Consider the following 23,793-nt stretch of genomic DNA (forward strand, 5'->3'; position numbering starts at 1 on the left):
TACACAGTATATTCAGTGTATACACAGATGTCAAGTACTCCCATAAAAAGATTTTTGGAGGAGAATTCCCTTCTACGGTAAATAATCCTGCACAATGGAAATCCCCCTATTTGCAAGCCAATCACTTCTGCATAAACATAAAAAAAGCCATGTTCTCAAAAGAGTAGTCTCTTTTGAAAACATGGCTTACACAATATCTTTTCTATCCGAAAATAGCATCAATAACGGGTTTCGTATGGCCGCCTGGATACATAAGATACAGCAATACGTACACCGCTGTGCCTGTAATAGCTGTAATAAACCAAACTACTGAAGTTACTTTACCCCATTTGCGATGTTTGGCAAACTTTTTCTTATAACCAAGCGTTAGTGTTGTAATTCCGAATGCGCCGCCAACTGTAGCAAGCACGATATGGAACAATAAGAAGACAAAATAGTAAGGCTTTAAGCTGTCTGGGCCGCCCCAGATTGTATTTCCTACGAATATCGAACGCGATACATATACGATGAAGAAGATCGTTGCTGACACTGCTGCATAGAACATAACCTTCTGATGCTCCGCCAGCCTGCGCTTAATCGCGAGCCTCCAGCCTACGGCTACCAGCACCGCACTAAGCACGATGAAGAAAGTACTGATTGTCGGTACAATATTATATTTGTCCACTTTTACCCCACCTAATGTTCGTTAAATAATTGGTACTAAGCTGTTCCTGTATTCGTATTCGGCAATTCATCGTCCTTATGCTCACGCTTGAACCATTGCTTGAATATATACGCCAATATAATGCCGTACATAATTTCCTGCACGAACTTCATGACGATTCCGCCAAGCTGCTGGTCTTCAACAACGTCCATAATATTAAAAAATTGCGGACCGCTAAAGCTCTCCAGCAAACGGCTCGGATCACCCGATACACAGTAACCCATCGCTGTAACCCAAACATTAGGATCGCTATAAATCGCATACATAGACGTTTTGGCAAAAATAATTAAAGCACAAGCTGGTGTCAGAAGCATACCGTTCGCAAACACATAAGCCATTCTCTTCACATCGCTAAGTCTGCTCCACTCCGGAACAGGTGAGGCAATCTGCCACCACATCATAAACGACGTTACAAGCAAAATAAAATAATAAAGACGATGCACAGAGAAGTGCGTCATCACATAGTCATGGACAATTGGGACATGATAAACCGAGAACAAAATATTAAACAACAAAAGACAAATAATAGGATGCATCATGAAGCTAAGTTTTTTCCAAAACGGAGCGGAGAACATTTTTCGCCATAAGAAGCTTGGAACTCCAAGCAATACTAGCGGCGGTACAACTAAATAAGATACTGACATATTGACCATATGAAATGTAAACATAAGGTGACCTAATAGATTTAAAGGTCCTCCGTGAACCATATAAAACATAATTGCAGCCGAAACAAACATAAACTTCTGAAGCTTTGTCGCTGCATCAGCCTCAGGAGCATTCTTCTCACGCCATGGTCCAATTAAGTAAAAATATAGAATGACGATTGCGGCCATTCCGAATAGAAACATGGGGGTCCACAATTCCTCGAAGCGAAAATATTGTAAGCCAAGCATCGTGGAAACTCCTTTCAATTACGCTAGCTTTTTTACAAAAGAGGAGGGACCCAAGCCTCGGGACCCTCCTCTCCTCCAATAGTTAAATCGGTTACCACCAAGCCCAGTATTCAGCCATAATGACACATGTGAAGACGATGAATACACCAGTCAAAATCCCAATAATTGCGAAAGTATGACCACGGTCTTTCATGTGCATCCAGAATGCCATTTGTACGAATACTTGCAATACCGCTAAGCCGATCAAAATGATGTAGATAAAATCTTTGTTGATTTCTCCGCTTATTACGGTCGCGAATGCGATGAACGTAAGCAAGATCGAGAAAATAAACGCGATAATATGCTTCTTAGGTCCTTCGACCTTATGACGCTTGGGGCTTTCCTCAGTGGCTGTATGATTGCTTGCCATGGATTAAACCACCTTTCCCATCAAGTAAACGACGGTGAAAATGAATACCCATACAACATCGATAAAGTGCCAGTACATACCAGCTACATATACCTTAGGTGCTGTTACTACAGTCAATCCTTTTCTTGCTAATTGAATAATAATCAATGTGATCCATGTAATACCGAAAGCAACGTGTGCTCCGTGGAAACCTACCAGCGTATAGAACGAGGAGCTGAATGCGCTCGTTGTAAAGCCGTGGCCTTCATGTACATAGTGCCAGAACTCATAAATTTCAAGAGCAAGGAAACCTGCGCCAAGAATGACCGTAATAATCAGCCAATTAATTAACGCCTTCACTCTGTTTGTATGCAGCGCATGAACAGCGAACACGCTTGTTAAGCTTGACGTAAGCAAAAGTGCTGTCGCAAGCGCAACGAGTGGAAGCTGGAACAATTCATGTGCTGGCGGTCCATCAAGGACTTGATTCCGTAGTGCTAGGAACGCTGAGAACAACGTTCCGAACAATACAGTTTCTCCGCCAAGGAAAAGCCAAAAGCCTAATACTTTATTGCGTCCCTCGAGGGTCGCCTTTTCGGGCTCATGAGGCAATTGCCCCTCTACATGCGAATGCGCACTCATGCTTTACCCCCCATATCTCTAAGGATTTCTTCTTCTTCAATGTGGAAGCCGTGATCATCGATTACGGAACGAAGGAACATGCAACCGAACAGGATCAGCAAACCAACAATACCGAGAGCATAACCTGATTTGAATGATCCAAACAAGTTGCCCCAATCTTTAGCGTACATGAAACCTAAACCTGCGATAAACAATCCAAATCCCATGAAGAAAGGCAGGATCGAAGGAGAAGGCATATGAATTGGACCAATTGGCTCCGCAGGCGTCATGCCCTTGTGACCGTCCGTTTTTTCTTTCCAGTATGCATCATAGCCGCGTACAAGCGGTGTTTGAGCAAAGTTGTATTCAGGAGGTGGAGATGGAATCGTCCACTCTAGAGTACGACCGTCTTCCCATGGATCAGCTGGTGCATTTTGTGGTTTGAAAGCTGTGATAACAACGTTCAGCAAGAAGAAAATTGTACCAAAGCCCATCAAGAATGCGCCCACTGTACTGATCATGTTCATTTCGTTGAAACCAAGACCGTCGAGATATGTCCAAATACGACGAGGCATACCTAGCAAGCCAAGGAAATGTTGAATAAAGAATGTTAAGTGGAAGCCAATAAAGAATGTCCAGAACGTCAATTTACCAAGTGTTTCATTCAGCATGCGTCCGAACATTTTTGGCCACCAGTAGTGAAGGCCTGAGAAAATACCCAGTACCAAACCACCTACGATAACATAGTGGAAATGCGCTACGACAAAATAAGAATCATGATATTGGAAGTCAGCAGGTGCTGCTGCCAGCATGACGCCGGTAACGCCGCCCATTACGAAGGTTGGTATAAATCCGACAGCGAACAAGTTAGCTGTCGTGAATTTAATGGAACCGCCCCACATCGTAAATAGCCAGTTGAAAATTTTGATACCTGTTGGAACCGCGATAAGCATCGTTGCAATGGAGAACAGCGCATTCGCGACTGGTCCAAGACCAACCGTGAACATGTGATGCGCCCAAACCATGAAGCCCAAGAAGCCGATCAGGATTGTAGCGAATACCATCGAGCTGTAACCGAACAAACGCTTACGTGAGAATGTACTTATTACCTCGGAAATAACGCCGAAGGCCGGCAAGATGAGGATATAAACCTCAGGATGCCCGAATATCCAGAAAATATGCTCCCATAGGACCGCGTTACCGCCGCCAGAAGGATCAAAGAAATTTGCATCAAACAATCTGTCGAACATGAGTGCCGCTAGACCAACTGCCAAAGCAGGGAATGCGAACAGGATTAGCGCCGAAGTAATGAACGCTGCCCATGTGAACATCGGCATACGCATGAACGTCATGCCTGGAGCACGCATGTTAATAATCGTTACGAGGAAGTTAATACCCCCGATAAGTGTTCCGATACCCGCTATTTGCAAACCTAGTACATAATAGTCAACGCCGTGATCGCCGTTATAGGTCGTCCCAGCGAGCGGTGCATATGATGTCCAGCCTGCATCTGGAGCGCCGCCAGTAAACCAGCTCACGTTAAGCAAAATACCGCCGAACAAGAATGTCCAGAAGCCTAATGAGTTAACGAAAGGGAAAGCTACGTCGCGCGCGCCGATTTGAAGCGGTATAACCGCATTCATTAAGGCGAATAAAAGCGGCATCGCTGCAAGGAAGATCATCGTCGTTCCGTGCATGGTTAAAAGCTCATTATATGTATCCGCGCTAACAAAGTTATTTAGCGGCTTCCACAATTGAACCCGAATCAAAATCGCTTCCAAACCACCGACAAGGAAGAAAAAACCGCCGGCAATCATATACAATATTCCGATTTTTTTATGGTCAACCGTAGTCAGCCAGTCCATCAGACCGCTGTAACGTTTGACCTTATGCGTATGCGCATGAGCCAAAGTAGGTACCTCCTTCAATCACCGATAAATTATTGTTCGTAGTTAAGCTTCAATTCAGATAAGTATTTAGCAATACCTTCAATCTCTTGTTCAGTCAAATCTTCGATTTTACCCATTTGGTTGCCCGGTTTAACTTCGTCCGGGTTTTTGATCCAACGGTGCAAGTTGTCGTATACTGAACCTTCATTGGAATATTGCGGATCATCGGTGTTAACAAGTATACCCCCGACAGTCTCACGGCTTCCGATACCTGTCAAGTTAGGATAAGCAGGTCCGCCCAAATCACCCACTGCGTGGCAAGATAGACATTTGCTTTCAAAGGCTTTAGCAATTGCCGGATCGCTTGGAAGCGCTACAGGTTCTTTAAGTGCAGCTACCCAACGATCAAATGACGACTCGTCCACTGATTTAACTTTAAAATCCATCAAACCATGTGAAGGTCCGCAAAGCTCAGCACATTTACCCAGGTAAACGCCTTCTTTTGGTGCAGAGAAGTACATTTTATTTACGTTTGCACCAGGGTTGGTATCGATTTTCCCAGCAAGCGATGGAATCCAGAATGAGTGAAGCACATCTGCGGATTTCGCTGTGATGGAGATCGTCTTACCTTTTGGAATAATAAGCTCTTGTGCAGTCTTGATTCCGTAAGCTGGGTATTCAAACTCCCACCAGTATTGGTGTGAAGTAACGATGACCTGAACCGCTTCCGGATCTTTGCTGTAGTCTTTAGCAAGATTAAATACGGATTGAACGGTTGGAACACCCAAAATGATAAGCATGATGATTGGAATTACTGTCCAAATAATCTCAAGCTTATGATTTCCTTCCACCTGCTTAGGAATTGTTTTGTCTCCCGGACGTCTGCGGAAACGAATAATTACAAACAAAGAAATCGCAAATACGGCAACAATCACGATCAACATGATTCCAATTGCCAGCTTCATCAGCCCGAATTGTTCTTCCGCTACAGGTCCCTGAGGATTCAGCGTCGACAAATCGCTCCGCCCGCAAGCCGCTAGTACTAGCACCATCATGGCCATAAGCGGCGCAAGCCGTTTTACAAATCGCCACCGTTTCATCATTAATCAACCCCACTTTTGACGTTTTCGCAGCTGCCTAATTTTCACGTGGCATACGGCTGGCTGCGTGTTTCACAGATGTTATTACAACTCCTGCAACTTAAATCACTTTATTAAATATAAAGTTGAAGCCCCTATTTGTCAATGTTCCACAGAGAGTTCACAAATTGTTCTCAAAGCTGTCAAATTCGCATCATTACTGCGTTTTTTCGCATGATAAACTGTGTTGTTTAGCCCGTCTGCATGGCGTTCTCTCTATCCTACATTGTGCACCAAACCCATGGTCAATTATGTATGCTTGCAAAAACGTATATTTACGGAGCCGCGGCAAAAACTAAAGCCATTATCGTATGAATGGGGGTCCGTTCTTTATGGTTAAACGAATTGCCGCCTTGCTGTTGTCGGCAGTCATGATAACAACTTCAGCCGGCTGTGCCTACAAACAGTATGCTCAGCAAAGCGACACCGATTATGGAAGCCGTCAAGCTAACGATCCGAAGATGCTCGGCGGCAGAGCTTATGGCAAGGCTACGAACAATGCTGACCAGCATAATAATTCATTTTTTGAATACAGCTCCGTCATCTCACGCAAAGTAACTGATCTTAACGGTGTAGCTTCCGCAATCGTTATGCTCACAGACAAAAATGCTTATGTCGGCTTAATGCTTGATTGGACCGCAGTTGGCACTCGCAATTCCGGCGGCAAAAGCGAGCAAGACAATACAGGCACTAGTGAAGGCGTATATAACCATGATACGGGCAGTCCGTATGGCAACAGTAAAATTCTTGTATCACCGTACAACTCCTATTTCTCAGTCAACGATGTTAATGATTTGTCGGATGAACTTAAGCAGACTGTCGCTCTTAGAGTTCGCGAGCTCGCTCCAGCTGTACAAGAAGTTCATATTTCAGCCAATATGGAGTTCGTAAATTACTTCAACGATTTTGCCAAGGAAGCTTGGGGCGGTCGATCCTTAATGCCACATATCGATAAATTCAATACTGTAGTGAACTATCATTTTGCCGGTGGAAAGGATATGCCTTCTCCAATTACACAACCAGGCACCTACAGCCCCTCCGAGACCCAAATGAATCATTAAAAAAAAATCGCTTCTATTATATATATAGCAAAAAGGCACTTCTCTTGAAGAGCCTTTTTGTTATTTCTATCATTTTGCTTTTTAACGCATCGGTGCAAAGCCACTGATTTCTGCCAAGATTGCTTCAGTTTGTGATAGCAGCTCATCTGTCAGCTCAATATCTACTGATTTTATGTTTTCTTCGATTTGAGCCGGTCGGCTCGAACCGATAATAGCTGAGCTTACATTCGGCTGACGCAGCACCCATGCTAATGCAAATTGTGATAACGATGCTTCAATCGTTGCAGCCAGCTGCTGCAGTTTCTCTGAAACTGCAGCACATCTTCACGCAAATAACTGTTTATAATGTCATTTGTTTTATCATTTGCAGCACGACTGCCTGCTGGCACGGCTTGGCCTGGCTTGTATTTACCTGTTAGAATCCCTTGTGCAAGCGGGGAGAAAACAACCTGCCCCATGCCTTCTTGCTCACAAGCTTCGATTACGCCTCGTTCAATATACCGCTCAAACATATTGTAAATCGGTTGATTCGAAATTAGCTTTCGGAGGTTAAGACGTTTGCCTATCGCAGCAGCATCCGTAATTTGCGCAGCTGTCCACTCACTGACCCCTGCATAAAGCACCTTCCCGTGTGCCGTCAAATCATTGCCCGCAAAGTTTCCTCAACCGGCGTTTCCGAATCAAAGCGGTGGCATTGATAAAGATCTATATAATCTGTACCCAAACGCTTCAAGCTTGCATCACATTGCTCGACGATATGTTTTCTAGAAAGTCCGCGATTATTCGGGCATGAATCGATTTACTCCGCTCTTCATCTGTAGTCTATAGTACTACGTTCTATTATTAAAGTAGTGAATCTTTTTTCAAAATATAAGAAAGTATATTATTTTCTCATACTTATCTTATATTTCACCGTCTAAGCTGCTTCAGCGTCAGAAGGACGCCGAAAGCGTTTTAGCTAGCTTTACTATCTTTAATATACATACTATACTATTGGTAGCAGATAGCAGAGAGGGGAATTGTCGATGAGTGCACATAATTACATTCCGAAGGAACCGCTCCATATCGAATGTAATATTGAGAAGACATTAGATGTGATTGGCGGTAAATGGGCTTTTTTAGTGCTGAGAGAACTGTTTTGCGGCACCAAAAGATTCGGAGAAATACAGAGGCTTATTCCGGCGGTTAGTCCTCGTGCATTAACAAGCACGCTCCGTCATCTCGAGGATAAGGGCGTGCTTGAACGCAAGGTTTTTCCAACCGTGCCCGTTACCGTCGAATACACACTGACACCTAAGGGCGAGGACTTGCATCATATTTTAAAAGAAATGAAGCTTTGGTCGGCTAGATGGACATAGGCTAATGCTTCAACAGCTGATCAGGCAGTGACTTGGTGCTTGCTTGAAAGCGATCAATTGCAGTCTGATAAACGCGTCGATCGCTTTCATTACGAGACAAGCGTTCAAGTCGAATCAACTCCGCCTCAAACTGCTCAATCAACATAATCACACGATCCTTTGGTTTGGATTGTTGACTATTTTGCGGCTGTTTGCTCTCTTCGCCAGTATCGATAAGCAGCTCGCCATTGCTGTCAATTTGAGCAAAAAACACCTCTGATTCCTTCACATTTCGCTTTTCCAGCTCCTGCAGCAGCCATTGTCGGTCATGGCCTAGGTTTGAGAGCACTTCATCCTGTATTTCCCCGTCCATCAATACGGTCATTGCCTCTCGCTCGTTCGGCACCTGCCAGCCAAGCGTATCCGGCGTTAAAGGCTGATAGGCTTTCTTCAACAGCACATTGACCTCACCGCTTGATTCCATAACAGCAAACTCCACGTCGGCTACACGGTATACATCCTTTTTGCGCAATTGCTCTAGCATCTCATCCAAGGTCAACCGTTCCTTGTGCAAGCTTTCTTTGAGCAGCTGGCCATCTTTAATTAGCACAGTACCTTTACCATCAATAAAGTCACGAGCCTTCTTGCTTTTTATGGTCAAAAATTCCATTCCGACCGACACACTAACCCAAACCGCTAATGATACCATCCCTAAAAACCATAAGTTGTCGAGATCAAGCGAGATATATGCGGCAATATTACCGATAGATATACCTGTTATGTACTCGAACAGCGACAGCTGAGAAATTTGGCGTTTTCCCAAAACCTTCGTAAGCGCAAATAAAATAGTGATGGCCGCTAACGTTCGCAGTACAATTTCAATCCAACTTGGCATTTTACTTCCCCCTTCCATTTCTAGAGTATCCAGAAAGGAAAAAGTCATTCGCTGTAATTTGCTGTTGCATTTAAATATAATATGTAGTATGATAATGGGAATGTATAATATTTAACCCCATAACATCCCCAGTAAGATTCAATGATTTCCTCAGATTTTGATTTCTTTGCTGTTAATTCCAAACCTGTTACGTGATGTATTTCTGATTCACACTGGCGCGGTCATCGGAGCCGCGAGGACGGAAGAGAGGTAGGGCTTTCGTTGTTTTAGGATGCGAGTTTAAGACAACTTGGTACACATGCTGTTTGCTGTTAATAAGGGGACCCAATACGGCCTTTCTTATAAGAAGAAGAGGTCCGGTTAAATATATGATACAAATAAGGGCTGTCCGGCTAGCGCATTTATGTGCTATCGGGGCAGCCCTATCCAATTTTTCAACCTTTAATTATTCATTAGGACAACCGCTTGCTGCAAAATGACCCGAACGATTCACTTTTGTCGCGAGATACCTCTCATTGTGCTCCGATCGATCTCCCCACAGCGGAATACGATTTTTCACATCAAGTCCCGCCGCCTGCAAGGCATCCAGCTTCTTCGGATTATTCGTAATGAGTGACACTGGTTTCTCACGAAGTGCTTTCAATACGAGTATCGCATCACTATAACTGCGAGCGTCATCAACAAAGCCAAGCTCCTCATTCGCCTCTACGGTGTCATAACCCTTCTCTTGCAGTAAATAAGCCATCGCTTTGCTGAACAAACCGATTCCTCTTCCTTCATGATTGGCCAAATAAAACAATGCGCCTGTACCCTGTTCCACAATCATGTGCATTGATTCATGCAGCTGATAACCGCAATCACATCGTTTGCTGCCAAAAATATCGCCCGTATGACAAATGCTGTGCATACGAATCCACGCCTCATCTGCCTGTTCGAAGTCGCCATACACCAGCACGCTTGATTGCTGCATTTCTGCTAAATTAATCGACGAAAGCTTCTTGATGACTTGCTCCGCATCGTCAAGCTGCTCTTTGCAGAGCAGCCAACAATACCATTGAAAAATTGCCTCGCCTTCATCAAGCTTCACCGGAAGTTGAATGGGACCGACTAAATAAATAGTGCCATGATCGCTTTCAATTACTTTTATCTTCTGATCAACTATAGATACTGCTTCTTTAAACATATCGCAATGCTCCTGACCTGTTCATAGTCTTTGTTTCGACTATTATGTTCGGTAAGTACATTAGCTATGCTAAGTGCAGTTCGCAGCATTGGAATATCGCTTATAAAACCGGGATCATTCCTTTGTTTAACTCTCGGTAGGTTTCAATAGGAAGCTTCGGTTCACGCTCGAAGGACAGCAAGCCATTTTTCTCCTGCTCAACATCCGTTAACTGCGTATAACAATAACCTTGCAGTCCGCCAGCCGCTATAATCGGACGCATCACGGCAACTAAACGGTTCAAGAAATCCTGATCGTCTCTAGCCGAAGAATACCCCCAACCTACTTCATTATCCTTAATATACGAAATACCGCCGAACTCCGATAGCTGCACCGGCTCGCCATTATAAGTGAACCCAGGCACAAGTATTTTTCTGCCTTGAGGATCACATTTGACGGACATTTCTGGCGTTGCATATCGACTTGCCAGTATCTCTTCTTGGCTCTCGTAATCATGAACCGTGTAAATATCAGATTTCACATGCTCCCAGCCATCGTTAGAGATAACGGGTCTTGTATCGTCAATAGATTTGGTCAAATAGTATAGAGTAGAGGCATGGTGCTGCTGCCTTTTGTCTATTAATATATTTGGCGTTCCCCAGCTTTCATTAAGCGGAACCCACACAACGATACAAGGATGATTGTAATCACGGTGAACAGCCTCCTGCCATTCATTCATGATACGCGTCACGTATTGCTCGGAGTATTGATACGCATTGGCCATCTCGCCCCAAACGAGCAACCCAAGCTTATCGCACCAATACAAATAACGCGGGTCTTCAATTTTTTGATGTTTTCTCGCCCCATTGAACCCCATTTGCTTGGTCAGCTCGACGTCTGTACGGAGCATTTCATCGCTTGGAGCTGTCAGCACACCGCCTGGAAAATAACCTTGATCCAAAATTAGCTTCATATAATAAGGACGATTGTTTAAGCAAATGACGCCATCCTCAATCGATATCTTTCTCATGCCGAAGTAGCTTTTGACATGATCCAATTCTCGTTCTCCATCAAGCAGCATAAATTCAACGTCATACAAGTTTGGCTTCTCCGGCGACCACCAGCGGCCAAGCCCATGATCATTAAAATCATGTAGCTTAATAGAGACCTCCTCTTCTTGCTCCATAACACGAATAACATCCTCAGCGATTAATTCACCTTCAAACGATATTTTAATGCTGAGGCGCAAGCCATTATATAGTTCCGTTCCCTTAATAAAGCTGCGAATATGAATTTTATTATGATCGATATCCGGCGTCAACCTCACTCGGCTCACATGCGCCTGATTAACAGCCTCCATCCAAACCGTTTGCCAAATCCCAGTCGTCCGCGTGTAGAAAACTTGCTCTGACTGCTCCTTCCAATACTGCTTCCCTCTAGGCAGCGTGACGTCTTTACTATAATCTTGAGCACGCACGACTATGCTATTGGGTCCTATTGCATTCAACACAGCAGTAATATCTGCATGAAATGGGGTATGGCCTCCCTCATGACTTGCTACTAAATGTCCATTTACCCATACCTTTGCTTCATAATCAACAGCACCGAAATGGAGAATGATTCGTTTCCCAGCATACTCCGTTGGAACCTCAATACTTTTACGATACCATACGATATCGTGAAACGATTTTTCATTAATGCCGCTTAACTCGCTTTGGTAACAAAATGGCACCTGAATCTTGCGATCAAACTGTTTTCTCTCGAACCATTTATTATCACAACCTGCGTTTGAGTCGTCATACTCAAATTCCCATTCCCCGTTCAGGTTTAACCAGGATGATCGCTCAAATTGCGGTCTTGGATATTCATTTCGTATTGCATCCATCATGTTCCCACTCCAGTCCTATTGCTTATGCTTATATATTATTTTTTTAGCGGATTTATCATTAAATGGTTGAACAACATTGTTGAACGTTCTGACCGAATGCCTACCTTGCCATGCAAAAATGGATGAGGGTCCGTATAATCAATAACTGGAGTTGAGCCATCCCCCAGAAATACTTGTATGTTCCCGTCTTTTACAACAACTCTGAACGAATAGGCTTTACCGGCTTCCAGTTCTGTGCTTTCACTAGCTACTAAATTGGAATCATAGTTCATCCGATTCAATGTCAGCTGCGAAGAAGAAATACCGATGTAATAGCCCATGACTGCATCCCTAACCTGAGCCGGATGGTAGGATTCATTGGAAGCTCGAACAAAAACGCCTCCGATATCCGTTTCTGCATTCAACTGCACATCAAACGCCAGCTCATAATTGTCCCAATTGTCACTGCCCGCAAACAACATGTCATCATCTATGCCGCTGCCGCTATAATCATCCTCCGATTGTCCAAACAGCCCCATTCCCGTTTGAGAGGATAATGAATGGAACGGCTGCTCCTTATCCAGCAGGTCTATAGCAAACAGCTCAAAGGAATGCACTTCCACTGGTCCAGCTTTCAGTTCTATCTTAAGCTCATGAAAACCTGCCGCAATTTCGATTGTTCCGATTCGAAGCTTCGCTGTGCCTTCTACAAAGGCTGGGTCATCGGCTTTGATCTTTGTCTTCACGGCTTCGCCGCCGTCAATTGACCACGCCAAGACAACATCCTTCTCCGGCTTTTTAAGCGTTAAGCCGATCCCGTATTTTGCATGATCCTTCACATTCAGCTTGTATTTCAACCAGTCACCGCCTTGCAGCAGGCTCACGGAATAACTGCCATCTTCCAGCTTGCGAATCGGAACTCCGTCTGCTTTCCTAAAATCACTGATCTCGGATGACTTCTGCTCCAAATAAAAGCCGCGATCAGCTTCCTTCAAATAATGAACTGCTTCAATTGCTCCAGGCACAGGCTTATAAGCTTCAAAATCACTGCTGCCGCCTGCTTCATTCGTAAAGGCTGTATATTCATAAATGGGCTGCGACTGATTGGCGATATAGCCAATTTTCCCGCCGGTCGGCTTAGCTGTATGCTCCTCTATCTTTTTCATTCCATCGAAGAAGACAAGAACACTTTCATCACGCTGCTCAACACGAATCGTATGCAGCTTCGAGTAATCAAATGCATTAGGAAGCAGTGCTTGTGCAAGCTGTTTCTCTGATCCATTTTGAACCGTTACATACCCAATCTCATGTTTGCCTGGCCACAGCTTGATTGCTGAATAATTAGCTTCATCTGCATAAGAGAATACAGCTGCAATCGTACTGCTATCCACTGCACTGTCCGAAAGATTCAATCGGAAGTTATATTCCGCAATAAAGGCATCTTCCGTCGAAAGTTTACTCAGCACCTTTTGTTCAGCCGCTGATGAGGATTCATCCCATTGTTCTGAAGAAATGCCGTCTGTGAGCCAGCTATATAATGAAGGCATTGCTGGCGCAGGCTGCATATGATCATGAGATGGTCCAAAAACAACCAGCTTATCACCGTTATAGGCAAGTCGATCAATATTCAATTCACGTACTGGCGGGCCTTCAGAAGAATGTCCAATCAGATTATGATAAGTCAAATAATAAGAGTCCATATCTGGCCCAAGCACTGTTGCACTATGGCCAAGCCCTTTAAATTCATCCTTTACGCTGATGACGATCGGATTGTTTGCAGGAATCGTATAATCACCGAAAGGCCCCTCCTTGGATACTGCGTAGTTCACCCGATAACCGTTGCTAAATACGTGATTGCCCGTATACGTCATATAGTAAAGGCCATTTCTCTTCCAGATCATTGAACCTTCTGTCCAATGTCCAAGAAATGCATTAGTCGTTACGCCAACATCAATCGTTAATGGATCTGGCATTTCATGCGCGACGATGCCTTGCGTACCTGCATTCGTAAAATACCATTTCCCGTCATCGTCAATAAAAACAGAGCCATCGATAGAATTCCCGAGATTTTCGGTTTTGACGACGAAAGGGCCCGTTGGGCTGTCGCTTTGCAGCACATAATGCCCTTGGCCTGCCGGTGATGTATATAGGTAGAAGCTGCCATTCCAGTAAAAGACCTCAGGTGCATAAGCCCCAGTCGTAATGGGGTCTTCAGTAACTAGTCCTTCATATTTCCAATCTACTAAATTTTCGGAGCTCCAAGCTTTAATGCCCGGACGAAAGTCCTTTGTACTGCAATACAAATAAAACCTACCGTTGTAACGCATGATGAAAGGATCTCCGATCCCGTAATCCTCCCACTCTTGCTCCAGCTTCAACGAATTTGTATACAATTTAGCATCCTCCTTCAACAGTACGACTGCTTTTTCTTCTGGCGTGGACTTGCAGCCACTTAACATGACTACCATGCATACAACGAGGAAGGCGACAAGCTTCGTCGCCCTCATTTGTGTAAGGTTAAAATATCTCATGCGCTAACCTTTTAAGCCGCTAATCGCCATAGACTCGATAAAGTAGCGTTGGCAGAAAAAGAATACAAGAATGACTGGAACCATCGATATAATCGATGCCGCCAAGATGACCGGATAGTTAGAAGATCCCATATATTGTGATTGCATAGAAGCAATGAGAACTTGAATGGTTTGTTTCTGCGGGGAGCTTAAATAAATAAGCGGTCCCATAAAATCATTCCAAATGCCCATGAAGCTAAGCGCCGCTTGAGCTGCAATCGCAGGTTTTGCAACCGGCAGTGCAATGGTCCAGAAGGTACGGAAGAAACCGCTGCCGTCCAGCTTTGCTGCTTCCACCAACTCATTCGGCAAACCTCCCGCCAAGTATTGGCGCAGGAAGAAAATAACGACGATATTGCCAAATAACCCGGGTACGATAAGCGGCAAAAGCGTATCCGTCCAATTAATTGACGAGAAGCCAATAAACTGAGGAATCATAACGACGGAAAAAGGAATCATCATCGTGCCAAGCAAGGATAGAAAAATAGCATCTTTAAACGGAAATTCAATCTTAGCGAATGCATATGCCGCCATTGTGGAAACGAATATTCCAATGACAAGGACAAAGACGACAATAATCATGCTATTTATAAAACCGCTTAGCAACGGAGAATCATTCCAAGCCGTTACATAGTTTTTGAATGTAGCCGGGTCTGGAATCCATTTAGGCGGAATCTCAAAAACGTTGCGTTGATCTTTTAATGAAGTGGATATCGTCCAAACGAACGGCGCCAGCATAATAATAGAGCCGATACATAAAATGAATGCCACCCAAAGGTTTGTTAGTCGTTTCTGTTGCATTTGAAATCAAACTCCCCTCGCAAACTGTAACGGTAAAAGATTAATCGTTGTACACCCATTTTTTCGATAAACGGAACTGAAGGAGTGTAACGATGAAAATAATAATGCCAAGTACCCAAGCCACTGAGCTGGCATAACCCATATTAAAATACTTGAACGCATTTTCGAAAATATAAAATACTACGGTTGCCGCACTATACTCCGGCCCTCCGTCGCCTGCCAATACGTAAATTTGGCTAAACGATTGGAACGCGCCGATAACGCCCATGACAATAACGAAAAAATGAATGTTCGTCAGCAGTGGAATGGTAATTAACCGCAGTTTCTGGAATGCACTCGCGCCATCCACTTCAGCTGCCTCGTAATAGGACGACGAAATCGATTGCAGCCCGGCTAAATAAAGAACCATCGTACCGCCAACGCCGCCCCATACTCCCATCAAAATCATGGAAGGTTTAATCCAATTTGCGTCACCTAACCAGTTAGGCCCTTCGATGCCGAACCAACTCCACATCGTTTGGTTGAGCAAACCAAAATCTTGATTCAATATCCATTGCCATAACAACGACACCGCAATAATGGGCGAAATGACTGGCAAGTAATAGATGGTCCGTAAAAACGAGATTCCTTTGAGCGGACGGTTCATCATAATAGCAAGCAAGAGTGCCACAATCATGCCAATGGGTATGCCAAGCATCATAAATACAGTGTTAAAAAGTGATTTGTACACCTTCTCATCGTGAAAAACTTCGATATAGTTGTCAAAACCTACAAACTCAGGCGGCGTAACCAAATCCCAAGACGTGAAGCTTAACCACGCTGAGTAAAGAAGCGGTGCGACTCCAAAAATGAGAAAGCCAAGCACTGGGGCCGCGACAAACAGGTAGGCCCATGCATATTCTTTGCGGATATAACTAGGTTTACTTTTCCTCATGCGTACACATCCTCGCACTAGCTATTCGTTATTTATGTTTATCATTCGAAACTTTAGTTTACTTATTTCCCTTGTCATACAGCTCTTGAAGCTTCGGCTGCAATTCCTTCGCCCAGTCCGCAGCTGTCATCTTGCCGTCCCACACTTTGCCTGCCTCTTGCCACATCGTATCGATCCACTTCGTATCCTTTGAACCGAACTCAATTGGCGGATGACCGTAATCTTCAATAATATCAAGGAAAACTTGACGATTTGCTGGTGCTTTGTCATAAGCTACAAACTCGCCTTTTGCCATATCGATCAGGTTTGGCACCGCTTGCCCAAGCTCGTAGTTTTGCTTCTGTCCTTCTTTATCCAGCGCAAGGAATGCCGCTAAGTTAAACGCTTCTTGTGCATGCTTCGTTTTGCTGGATACCGAATAACCCATTGAGCCAACCCATGTTCCTGCTTTGCCTGTCTCCGGGTTCACCGGCCATGCCGCGATATCCCATTCAAACGGCAAATCCCAAAATCCCGGTTGATCCCATGGTCCCATTGGGAACATGCCTACTTTGCCGGCTACAAATCGCGAGTACGAATTCATCGCTTTCTCATCCTCCGGCGACGGCGATACATTATGCTTCAGGCGCAGGTCTGCTACCCATTGCATTGCTTTTGCGAATTCCGGTGTATCAATCGTTACTTTGCCTGTTGTATAGTCGATGAAGTCGCCTCCGCTTGCCCATACCGCGCCTTCCAGCGTAAAGTTGGCTCCGCCATAAATGTCGACTTTGCCATCGCCATTCTCATCCTTCGTCAGCTTCTTCGCTGCATCTAACCAGTTGTCCCATGTCCATTTGCCAACCTCTGCCGGCGGCAATTCGAGCCCAGCTTCAGTAAACATCGTTTTGTTGTATGCCATTGCCCACGGACCTACGTCCTTCGGCAATCCGTACAAATCCCCTTGCCCGAGCTGCTTACCGTCAAAACGGTAACGATCTAGCGCTTGTTTCCATACGTTATCGGCTTGGAACAGCTCTGTCGTTTCTAGAAACGGCTGCAGGTTTTGAATCGTGCCTGCTTCGGCAAACTTATAAAACTGCGGGCCCGATACGTAAAATACGTCCGGTGTTTTGCCCGATGCAACCAGCGTAGACAGCTTCTGATTGTATTCAGCTGGCGGCACGCTTGTGTACTCTACCTTTACGTTCGGATATTTTGTTTCGTATGATTTGATCAGCTTCGCGAATATATCTTTCTCCTGCGGGCTGCCATGACCCATAAACGAAATCTTCACTTTTTCTTGCGGTGCGTTTGTTGCTGCATCGCCTTTATTCCCCGTATTTCCATTTGCAGCAGAGCTGTTGCCGTTTCCACCTGATGAACAAGCCGATAGCAGCATTCCAAAGCATAATAGCATTACAAGTCCAAGCTTCGCGGATAATTTGCTCTTCATTGCGGTTGTCGCCCCCCTATGTTGTGTGAGTACTTATTGCGCTCTGTAAGCGCTTAATCCAATGAATTCATTATAAATTATATTGTTATATGTTTATATACTGAATATAATATAAAAAATACCATGCGCTAAAAATCAGCACACGGTATTTTTATGTTCTATTAATTACATTTCGCAAAATTTCACGGGTACGACGATACGCTGCGGCTCGTACTCCCCTTGTAGCTGCGCATGAAGCAATTCAACGGTAACCTTGCAAATCTCGTCTTCATTTTGCTGCAAATACGATACATCCTGAAAATCAGGCCGGTCAAAACAAACGAGCTCGAGATCGTCAGGCACTAACTTCTTCAGCCTCTTCGCTGCGTAATAGGTATAGTTGGTCAACTCCACATTGACAACGAATGCTGCTGAAACTTCAGGGCGCTCACTCATAAAAGTTTCAATAATGTGCTGTGCATTGCCGCTCGATATATCCTCAATTTTGAGAATACACCACAAATCCTTGTTAATCGGAAGTTTTTTGGCTAAATACGCTTTTTCGAATCCGATCACTCTTTCTTCGGTCGCTGTATTCGTAATTTCAGGCGTGATAAGGGCAATATGCTCATGGCCGCTGTCGAGCAAATGAGTGATAGCCTGTTCCGTTCCATTCACATTATCTGAGCTGACGCTGTACGTGCGAATCTCTTTCAAAAAACGATCAATTAGCACATGCGGAAATTTATCGAGCGACAAGCGTAAAATGCTATCATTATATCGCTCCTCCTCCGTCGGAAATACAATTAATCCGCGTACATTTGCAGCGACCATCGATTCAATAGCTGCGCTTTCTTCAAGCTGCGACTCTCTCGTAATCCGTACCTGTAGGTTATAGCCGCTGGCTGTTACGTACTTTTCGATTGAGTCCAGTATTTTCTGATCCACCTTCGTCTTCATGCACGGTAAAATAAGTCCTATGACGTCCCGCACATGGCTTGAAACATCTAAATCCTCTGCCGTTTCGCCATCCTGTCTTACAAACGTGCCCTTTCCTTGTACTCGAACGAGTACGCCTTCATCCGCTAAACCAATCAACGCGTTTTTACTCGTGATTTGGCTTACTCTATACTTGTCCGCAAGCTCCTTCTCGGATGGGACACGATCTCCAGGACGCAATTTCCCAGCTTTGATTTGCCCTAAAATATCGACTTGAATTTGCTTATATAAAGGGAAATTTTTCATAACGACGTCCTCTCATTATATTAATATATTAATTATACTAAATTAATTTTATTTTGTCTGCAATGGAATAATTGGTGATCTTTTATAAAGACGATGGAATTCTCTCAAATACAATTATTGATCTCATCGGTTATGCATAATATCCTCGAATCATTTTTCTAACGAACGGTATGATGCTTATTATGTAGAAAACTGCTTTTATTTCATTTTAACGAACCTGATTAACGTTATATCATGATTTATAGGGTGCCATGAACTGCTTTTCTCGAAATAACGATTATAGAGTTCGTTACATTTTTAATCCATAATAAATGATTTAAATAAGACCTACTGGGTTCGTAAGCTATATGAATGATACGGGGAAAAACAGCGTTCTCCCTAAGCTCCATCAAAAAAACAGGGCTGTTCCAAAAGTAGAATGATCTACTTTAGAAACAACCCCTTAACCTCACTATTGCATAATCCTATTATTTATTGCCCTTGTCATACAGGTCTTGTAGCTTCGGCTGCAATTCCTTCGCCCAATCCGCAGCTGTCATCTTGCCGTCCCACACTTTGCCTGCCTCTTGCCACATCGTATCGATCCACTTCGTATCCTTCGAACCGAAATCAATTGGCGGATGACCGTAATCTTCAATAATATCAAGGAAAACTTGACGATTTGCTGGTGCTTTGTCATAAGCTACAAACTCGCCTTTTGCCATATCAATCAAGTTTGGCACCGCTTGCCCAAGCTCGTAGTTTTGCTTCTGTCCTTCTTTATCCAGTGCAAGGAATGCCGCTAAGTTAAACGCTTCTTGTGCATGCTTCGATTTGCTGGATACCGAGTAACCCATTGAGCCAACCCATGTTCCTGCTTTGCCTGTCTCCGGGTTTACCGGCCATGCCGCGATATCCCATTCAAACGGCAAATCCCAAAATCCCGGTTGATCCCATGGTCCCATTGGGAACATGCCTACTTTGCCGGCTACAAATCGCGAATACGAGTTCATCGCTTTCTCATCCTCCGGCGATGGCGATACATTGTGCTTGAGGCGTAGATCTGCTACCCATTGCATCGCTTTTGCGAATTCCGGTGTATCAATCGTTACTTTGCCTGTTGTATAGTCGATGAAGTCGCCTCCGCTTGCCCATACCGCGCCTTCCAGCGTAAAGTTGGCTCCGCCATAAATGTCGACTTTGCCATCGCCATTCTCATCCTTCGTCAGCTTCTTCGCTGCATCTAACCAGTTGTCCCATGTCCATTTGCCAACCTCTGCCGGCGGCAATTCGAGCCCAGCTTCAGTAAACATCGTTTTGTTATATGCCATTGCCCACGGACCTACGTCCTTCGGCAATCCGTACAAATCCCCTTGCCCCAGCTGCTTGCCGTCAAAACGGTAACGATCAAGCGCTTGTTTCCATACGTTATCGGCTTGGAACAGCTCTGTCGTTTCTAGAAACGGCTGCAGGTTTTGAATCGTGCCTGCTTCGGCAAACTTGTAAAACTGCGGCCCTGATACATAAAATACGTCCGGTGTTTTGCCCGATGCAACCAGCGTAGACAGCTTCTGATTGTATTCAGCAGGCGGCACGCTTGTGTACTCTACCTTTACGTTCGGATATTTCGTTTCGTATGATTTGATCAGCTTCGTAAATATATCTTTCTCCTGCGGACTGCCATGACCCATAAACGATATCTTCACTTTTTCTTGCGGTGCGTTTGTTGCTGCATCACCTTTATTCCCCGTGTTTCCATTTGTAGCAGTGCTGTTGCCATTTTCACCTGATGAACAAGCCGATAGCAGCATTCCAAAGCATAATAGCATTACAAGTCCAAGCTTCGCGGATAATTTTCTATTCATTTCGTTTGACGCCTCCCTTTTTTTGCAAGCGCTTCCTTGATGAACTCATTCTAGATTATATTGTTATACTTTTAAATACTCTATTTAGTATAAAAAAAGAGAAATAATCTTCTTTCAACTAATGCTTCATCTTAAAAAGCAGTCTATAACCCCATTTTCTAATGAAAACTTCTGCATTTTCATTCAACTTCTATCATTCCAGCGTTTTTAAAGCACAGGATATACTAACTTTAGTATATATTTAAATACTAATATACTCTATAATCCGTTTTGAAGCGCTTACAAAACAATAAGAGGAGATGGTTTCACATGTTTGTCCAAAGCAAGGTTAGAATAACCGCTTTATGGATTGGCTTGCTTCTTATAATCAGTATTCTGCTCCCTGGTTTTCAAGCTTTTGCAGCTCCTGGATTAGCTTGGCCCTCAAATACCGCAACCGTATTCACCCCTCAAAATGGCGGAGTATGGTATCCACGGCTGCTAAAGCTGAATAATAACGATATTTTAGCCTCTTTCGATACGAATGCAGGCGGGGGAAATACAAGAGTCATGCTTTCTCGCAGCACGGACGGCGGTCATACCTGGTCTCCTGCCATACAAGCTGCAGCTGATTCCAGCGGTAATGTAGGTAATGGCCAAATGCTTCAGTTGCCGAATGGCGAGATTTGGCTATCGTACCGCCTTGTTGTGCAATCGGGTTCGATTTATAACACTTACCTAAAAACCAAAAAAAGTACCGATGGCGGCAGCACCTGGTCAGATTTAACGAACGGCCAAATCGGATCTGCCACAGCAAACTCGTTCAAAGGATTATGGGAGCCGCATCTACAAATGCTTGGCAATACAATAGCTGTATATTATGCGGATGATAGTCCTGCCACTGTAGGCAATACAGGCCTTCAGAAGCTTATTATGAAAACATGGACCGGTAACGGCTGGAGCGGCGAAATAATTGTCAGCGACGGCGTTGCCGCAGGCTCTAGAGATGGAATGCCAGTTATTACCCAAATGGCTAATGGCCAATACATCCTAGTGTTCGAAGCGACCGACGTCGCAGGTCATCCTTTTGTTATAAAATATAAAATATCGTCGGATGGTTATAACTGGAACGTTCCTCGTCAAACCCTTTATGTCCCTTCCAAAGCCGGAAAAAAAGCTGGTGCGCCTTTTGTTGTTAAGCTTGGAGATGGCCGCTTGCTTGCTTCTTTTCAAACGGACAATGACAGTACGAATACCGGCGACGCATTCTCCTCCATGTACACGATGATTAGCGCAGACAATGGTGCAACTTGGCAATATCGGACTAATATTTTCCCAGTAAGCGACTCGACCAGCTCCAATTGGAATGCCTTGCTGCCCATAGATTCTACTCACGTCCTTGCAGCGACGAGTGCAGACTATCCAAGCAGCGGAGTGTATATTCGATTTGGTCATGCAGTTACACCATCGAACACAAATCTAGTAACAAATTGGAGCTTTGAAACGGCAAATGTAAGCGGCTGGACGACATTTGGCGATGATTTCCCCGCTCGAATTAAAGTACATGGCACAAACGATGGTGTCGGTGTACCCGCCGCCCAAGGCAATTATTTTATCGGACTAGCCGGAACGAGCGGACCTGCATCGGCTTATGTTGGCCAAACGATTAGCGGGCTTGATAATGGCAGCTATACGCTGCGTGCGTATATGCGGAGCAGCGGCGGGCAAAATTCTTGCATAATGGAAGTAAAAGATTTTGGCGGAACGTCGCTGCAAACCAATTGCCCCGTAACCACAGCTTGGACGCCGGTTACCCTCTCGAACATCGCAGTTGTAAACGGGCAGGCAACCATTGGCTTTTTCACATCAAACAGCCAAACGAGCCAATGGGTCGATATTGACCGGGTTGAGTTTACTCGCAACGATGTCTACAATGGTGTCGTTTCAGGCGGTGTATACAAGCTTATCAATACAAATAGCGGCAAAGCGCTTGAGGTGGGTGCTTGGGGAACAACGAATGGCTCCAATGTGCAAATTTGGACGGAGGGTGCGAATCAGGCAAATCAGCTCTGGCAGATTACGCATGTCGGGGGCGGAGCATACAAGCTCATTAACACAAACAGCGGCAAAGCGCTTGATGTCAGCGGGGCAGGAACAGCAAACGGCACCAATGTTCAAATCTGGGATTACGCGAACTCAGATAACCTGCATTGGAAGATCATCGACACAGGGAGCGGTTATTTCAAGCTTATCCACTCACTCAGCAATAGAGCGCTGGATGTCGCTGCTTCTGGCACAGCCAACGGATCAAACGTTCAAATCTGGGATGATCTCGGAAACGGCGCCCAAAGATGGAAGCTTGTTCGCGTTAGCTGATGAGGCAACCCCTGTTTGTTTTATTAGCATAAAAAAGAATTCAATACATGGGTTGGTTGGCCTAGAAGGTAAAAACCTTATCGGACATTTCATCAACGTATTAACACATCGTTTCTTTTGTGCTCTTTCCGGCAACAACTAGTCTAAAATAGGTCACCTTTCTATCCACGAAGCGTTTGGAATTGGAGTCCTATTTAATTGTGTAATATGAAGGATTGCATAAAAAGTAAGCCATGAAGTAAATACTCATCTCGCAAAAGCTGCCTAAACCATTCTAGAGAGGAGTATTTATTCATGGCTTCATTTCAGTTTACACTAAGTTTAGGTCACCAATGATGCATCCAGCTGTTTATCGAAGAGTCTCGGGACGCAGGCATCACAGTTAGTCTAATCTGAAATAACGTTGATGGGGTTTCACACGCAAGCATGGAATGCGCACCTTTGTAAAAACTGATCTAGAAAATAGCCTTATTTTCGCTCATCACCCACGATAATGCACGATAGGAGCCTATTCAGCAAAAATAAGACTAAAATATAGGCCTATTTTCATCAAACATGCCCTTCTCACCAAAATAGAGCTAGAAAATAGTCTTATTTTCGCTCATCAGCCTCGATAATGCTCAATAGGAGCCAATTCAGCAAAAATAAGACTAAAATATAGTCCTATTTTCATCA

Annotated in this window: 18 protein-coding genes and 1 pseudogene; 3 read left to right on the forward strand and 16 right to left on the reverse strand. The window is 44.3% G+C overall.

Features of this window, described 5'->3' with window-relative positions:
• Positions 1-202: 202 nt before the first annotated feature.
• The 6 genes from AC0VYE_RS28545 to coxB all read right to left on the reverse strand — a co-directional run bounded on the left by AC0VYE_RS28545 (position 203) and on the right by coxB (position 5,597).
• Positions 203-664 carry a DUF420 domain-containing protein gene (locus AC0VYE_RS28545; RefSeq protein WP_339204859.1) on the reverse strand — a complete coding sequence of 154 codons (462 nt, stop codon included), beginning with the start codon at positions 662-664 and terminating at the stop codon, positions 203-205.
• Between the two features lie 35 nt (positions 665-699).
• Complete coding sequence (gene ctaG, locus AC0VYE_RS28550) at positions 700-1,596, reverse strand: cytochrome c oxidase assembly factor CtaG (protein WP_076267148.1); 897 nt, start codon at positions 1,594-1,596, stop codon at positions 700-702.
• A 91-nt stretch (positions 1,597-1,687) separates the two neighbouring features.
• Positions 1,688-2,005 (reverse strand): cytochrome C oxidase subunit IV family protein, encoded by a 318-nt coding sequence (locus tag AC0VYE_RS28555; RefSeq protein WP_076267149.1) that lies wholly within the window; start codon positions 2,003-2,005, stop codon positions 1,688-1,690.
• 3 nt (positions 2,006-2,008) lie between these two features.
• On the reverse strand, positions 2,009-2,626 hold the full coding sequence (locus AC0VYE_RS28560; protein WP_076267150.1) for a cytochrome c oxidase subunit 3: 618 nt from the start codon (positions 2,624-2,626) through the stop codon (positions 2,009-2,011).
• Complete coding sequence (ctaD, locus tag AC0VYE_RS28565) at positions 2,623-4,470, reverse strand: cytochrome c oxidase subunit I (protein ID WP_076267396.1); 1,848 nt, start codon at positions 4,468-4,470, stop codon at positions 2,623-2,625. Before ctaD ends, AC0VYE_RS28560 begins: the two co-directional genes overlap by 4 nt.
• Positions 4,471-4,544: 74 nt before the next feature.
• The gene (coxB, locus tag AC0VYE_RS28570) at positions 4,545-5,597 is read right to left on the reverse strand and encodes a cytochrome c oxidase subunit II (RefSeq protein WP_076267151.1); all 1,053 of its coding nucleotides are present in this window, start codon (positions 5,595-5,597) and stop codon (positions 4,545-4,547) included.
• 368 nt (positions 5,598-5,965) lie between these two features.
• Between coxB and AC0VYE_RS28575 the strand changes: the two genes are divergently transcribed.
• Positions 5,966-6,694, forward strand: coding sequence for a YhcN/YlaJ family sporulation lipoprotein (locus AC0VYE_RS28575; RefSeq protein WP_475444021.1), 729 nt, complete (start codon positions 5,966-5,968; stop codon positions 6,692-6,694).
• A gap of 81 nt (positions 6,695-6,775) precedes the next feature.
• On the opposite strand, the pseudogene AC0VYE_RS28580 reads toward AC0VYE_RS28575, so the two are convergent.
• Positions 6,776-7,493, reverse strand: a pseudogene (locus AC0VYE_RS28580) (aldo/keto reductase); the annotation flags it as partial.
• A 226-nt stretch (positions 7,494-7,719) separates the two neighbouring features.
• Between AC0VYE_RS28580 and AC0VYE_RS28585 the strand changes: the two are divergent.
• The gene (locus AC0VYE_RS28585) at positions 7,720-8,052 is read left to right on the forward strand and encodes a winged helix-turn-helix transcriptional regulator (RefSeq protein WP_076267153.1); all 333 of its coding nucleotides are present in this window, start codon (positions 7,720-7,722) and stop codon (positions 8,050-8,052) included.
• 1 nt (position 8,053) lies between these two features.
• On the opposite strand, the gene AC0VYE_RS28590 is transcribed toward AC0VYE_RS28585, so the two are convergent.
• The 9 genes from AC0VYE_RS28590 to AC0VYE_RS28630 form a co-directional block, all read right to left on the reverse strand.
• A complete protein-coding gene (locus AC0VYE_RS28590; RefSeq protein WP_076267154.1) occupies positions 8,054-8,926 on the reverse strand; it encodes a DUF421 domain-containing protein in 873 nt (290 codons plus the stop codon).
• A 445-nt stretch (positions 8,927-9,371) separates the two neighbouring features.
• Positions 9,372-10,109: a GTP cyclohydrolase II gene (locus tag AC0VYE_RS28595; RefSeq protein ID WP_076267155.1), complete on the reverse strand. Its 738-nt coding sequence runs from the start codon at positions 10,107-10,109 to the stop codon at positions 9,372-9,374.
• 100 nt (positions 10,110-10,209) lie between these two features.
• A complete protein-coding gene (locus tag AC0VYE_RS28600; protein ID WP_475444024.1) occupies positions 10,210-11,976 on the reverse strand; it encodes a glycoside hydrolase family 2 protein in 1,767 nt (588 codons plus the stop codon).
• 35 nt (positions 11,977-12,011) lie between these two features.
• A complete protein-coding gene (locus AC0VYE_RS28605; protein WP_475444026.1) occupies positions 12,012-14,486 on the reverse strand; it encodes a family 43 glycosylhydrolase in 2,475 nt (824 codons plus the stop codon).
• 3 nt (positions 14,487-14,489) lie between these two features.
• Complete coding sequence (locus AC0VYE_RS28610) at positions 14,490-15,326, reverse strand: carbohydrate ABC transporter permease (protein WP_475444028.1); 837 nt, start codon at positions 15,324-15,326, stop codon at positions 14,490-14,492.
• Between the two features lie 40 nt (positions 15,327-15,366).
• Entirely contained in the window at positions 15,367-16,260 is an 894-nt protein-coding gene (locus AC0VYE_RS28615; RefSeq protein ID WP_076267158.1) for a carbohydrate ABC transporter permease, read from the reverse strand.
• A gap of 58 nt (positions 16,261-16,318) precedes the next feature.
• Positions 16,319-17,695, reverse strand: a complete 1,377-nt coding sequence (locus AC0VYE_RS28620) for an ABC transporter substrate-binding protein (RefSeq protein WP_475444031.1) — start codon at positions 17,693-17,695, stop codon at positions 16,319-16,321.
• A 165-nt stretch (positions 17,696-17,860) separates the two neighbouring features.
• Positions 17,861-18,919 (reverse strand): GntR family transcriptional regulator, encoded by a 1,059-nt coding sequence (locus AC0VYE_RS28625; RefSeq protein ID WP_076271923.1) that lies wholly within the window; start codon positions 18,917-18,919, stop codon positions 17,861-17,863.
• Positions 18,920-19,386: 467 nt separating this feature from the next.
• Positions 19,387-20,763: an ABC transporter substrate-binding protein gene (locus tag AC0VYE_RS28630; protein WP_475444033.1), complete on the reverse strand. Its 1,377-nt coding sequence runs from the start codon at positions 20,761-20,763 to the stop codon at positions 19,387-19,389.
• Positions 20,764-21,072: 309 nt separating this feature from the next.
• Here AC0VYE_RS28630 and AC0VYE_RS28635 point away from each other — a divergent pair, with 309 nt between their 5' ends.
• A complete protein-coding gene (locus AC0VYE_RS28635) occupies positions 21,073-23,118 on the forward strand; it encodes an RICIN domain-containing protein (RefSeq protein WP_475444036.1) in 2,046 nt (681 codons plus the stop codon).
• Positions 23,119-23,793 lie beyond the last annotated feature (675 nt).

The organism is Pristimantibacillus sp. Z349TD_6 (assembly GCF_056173205.1).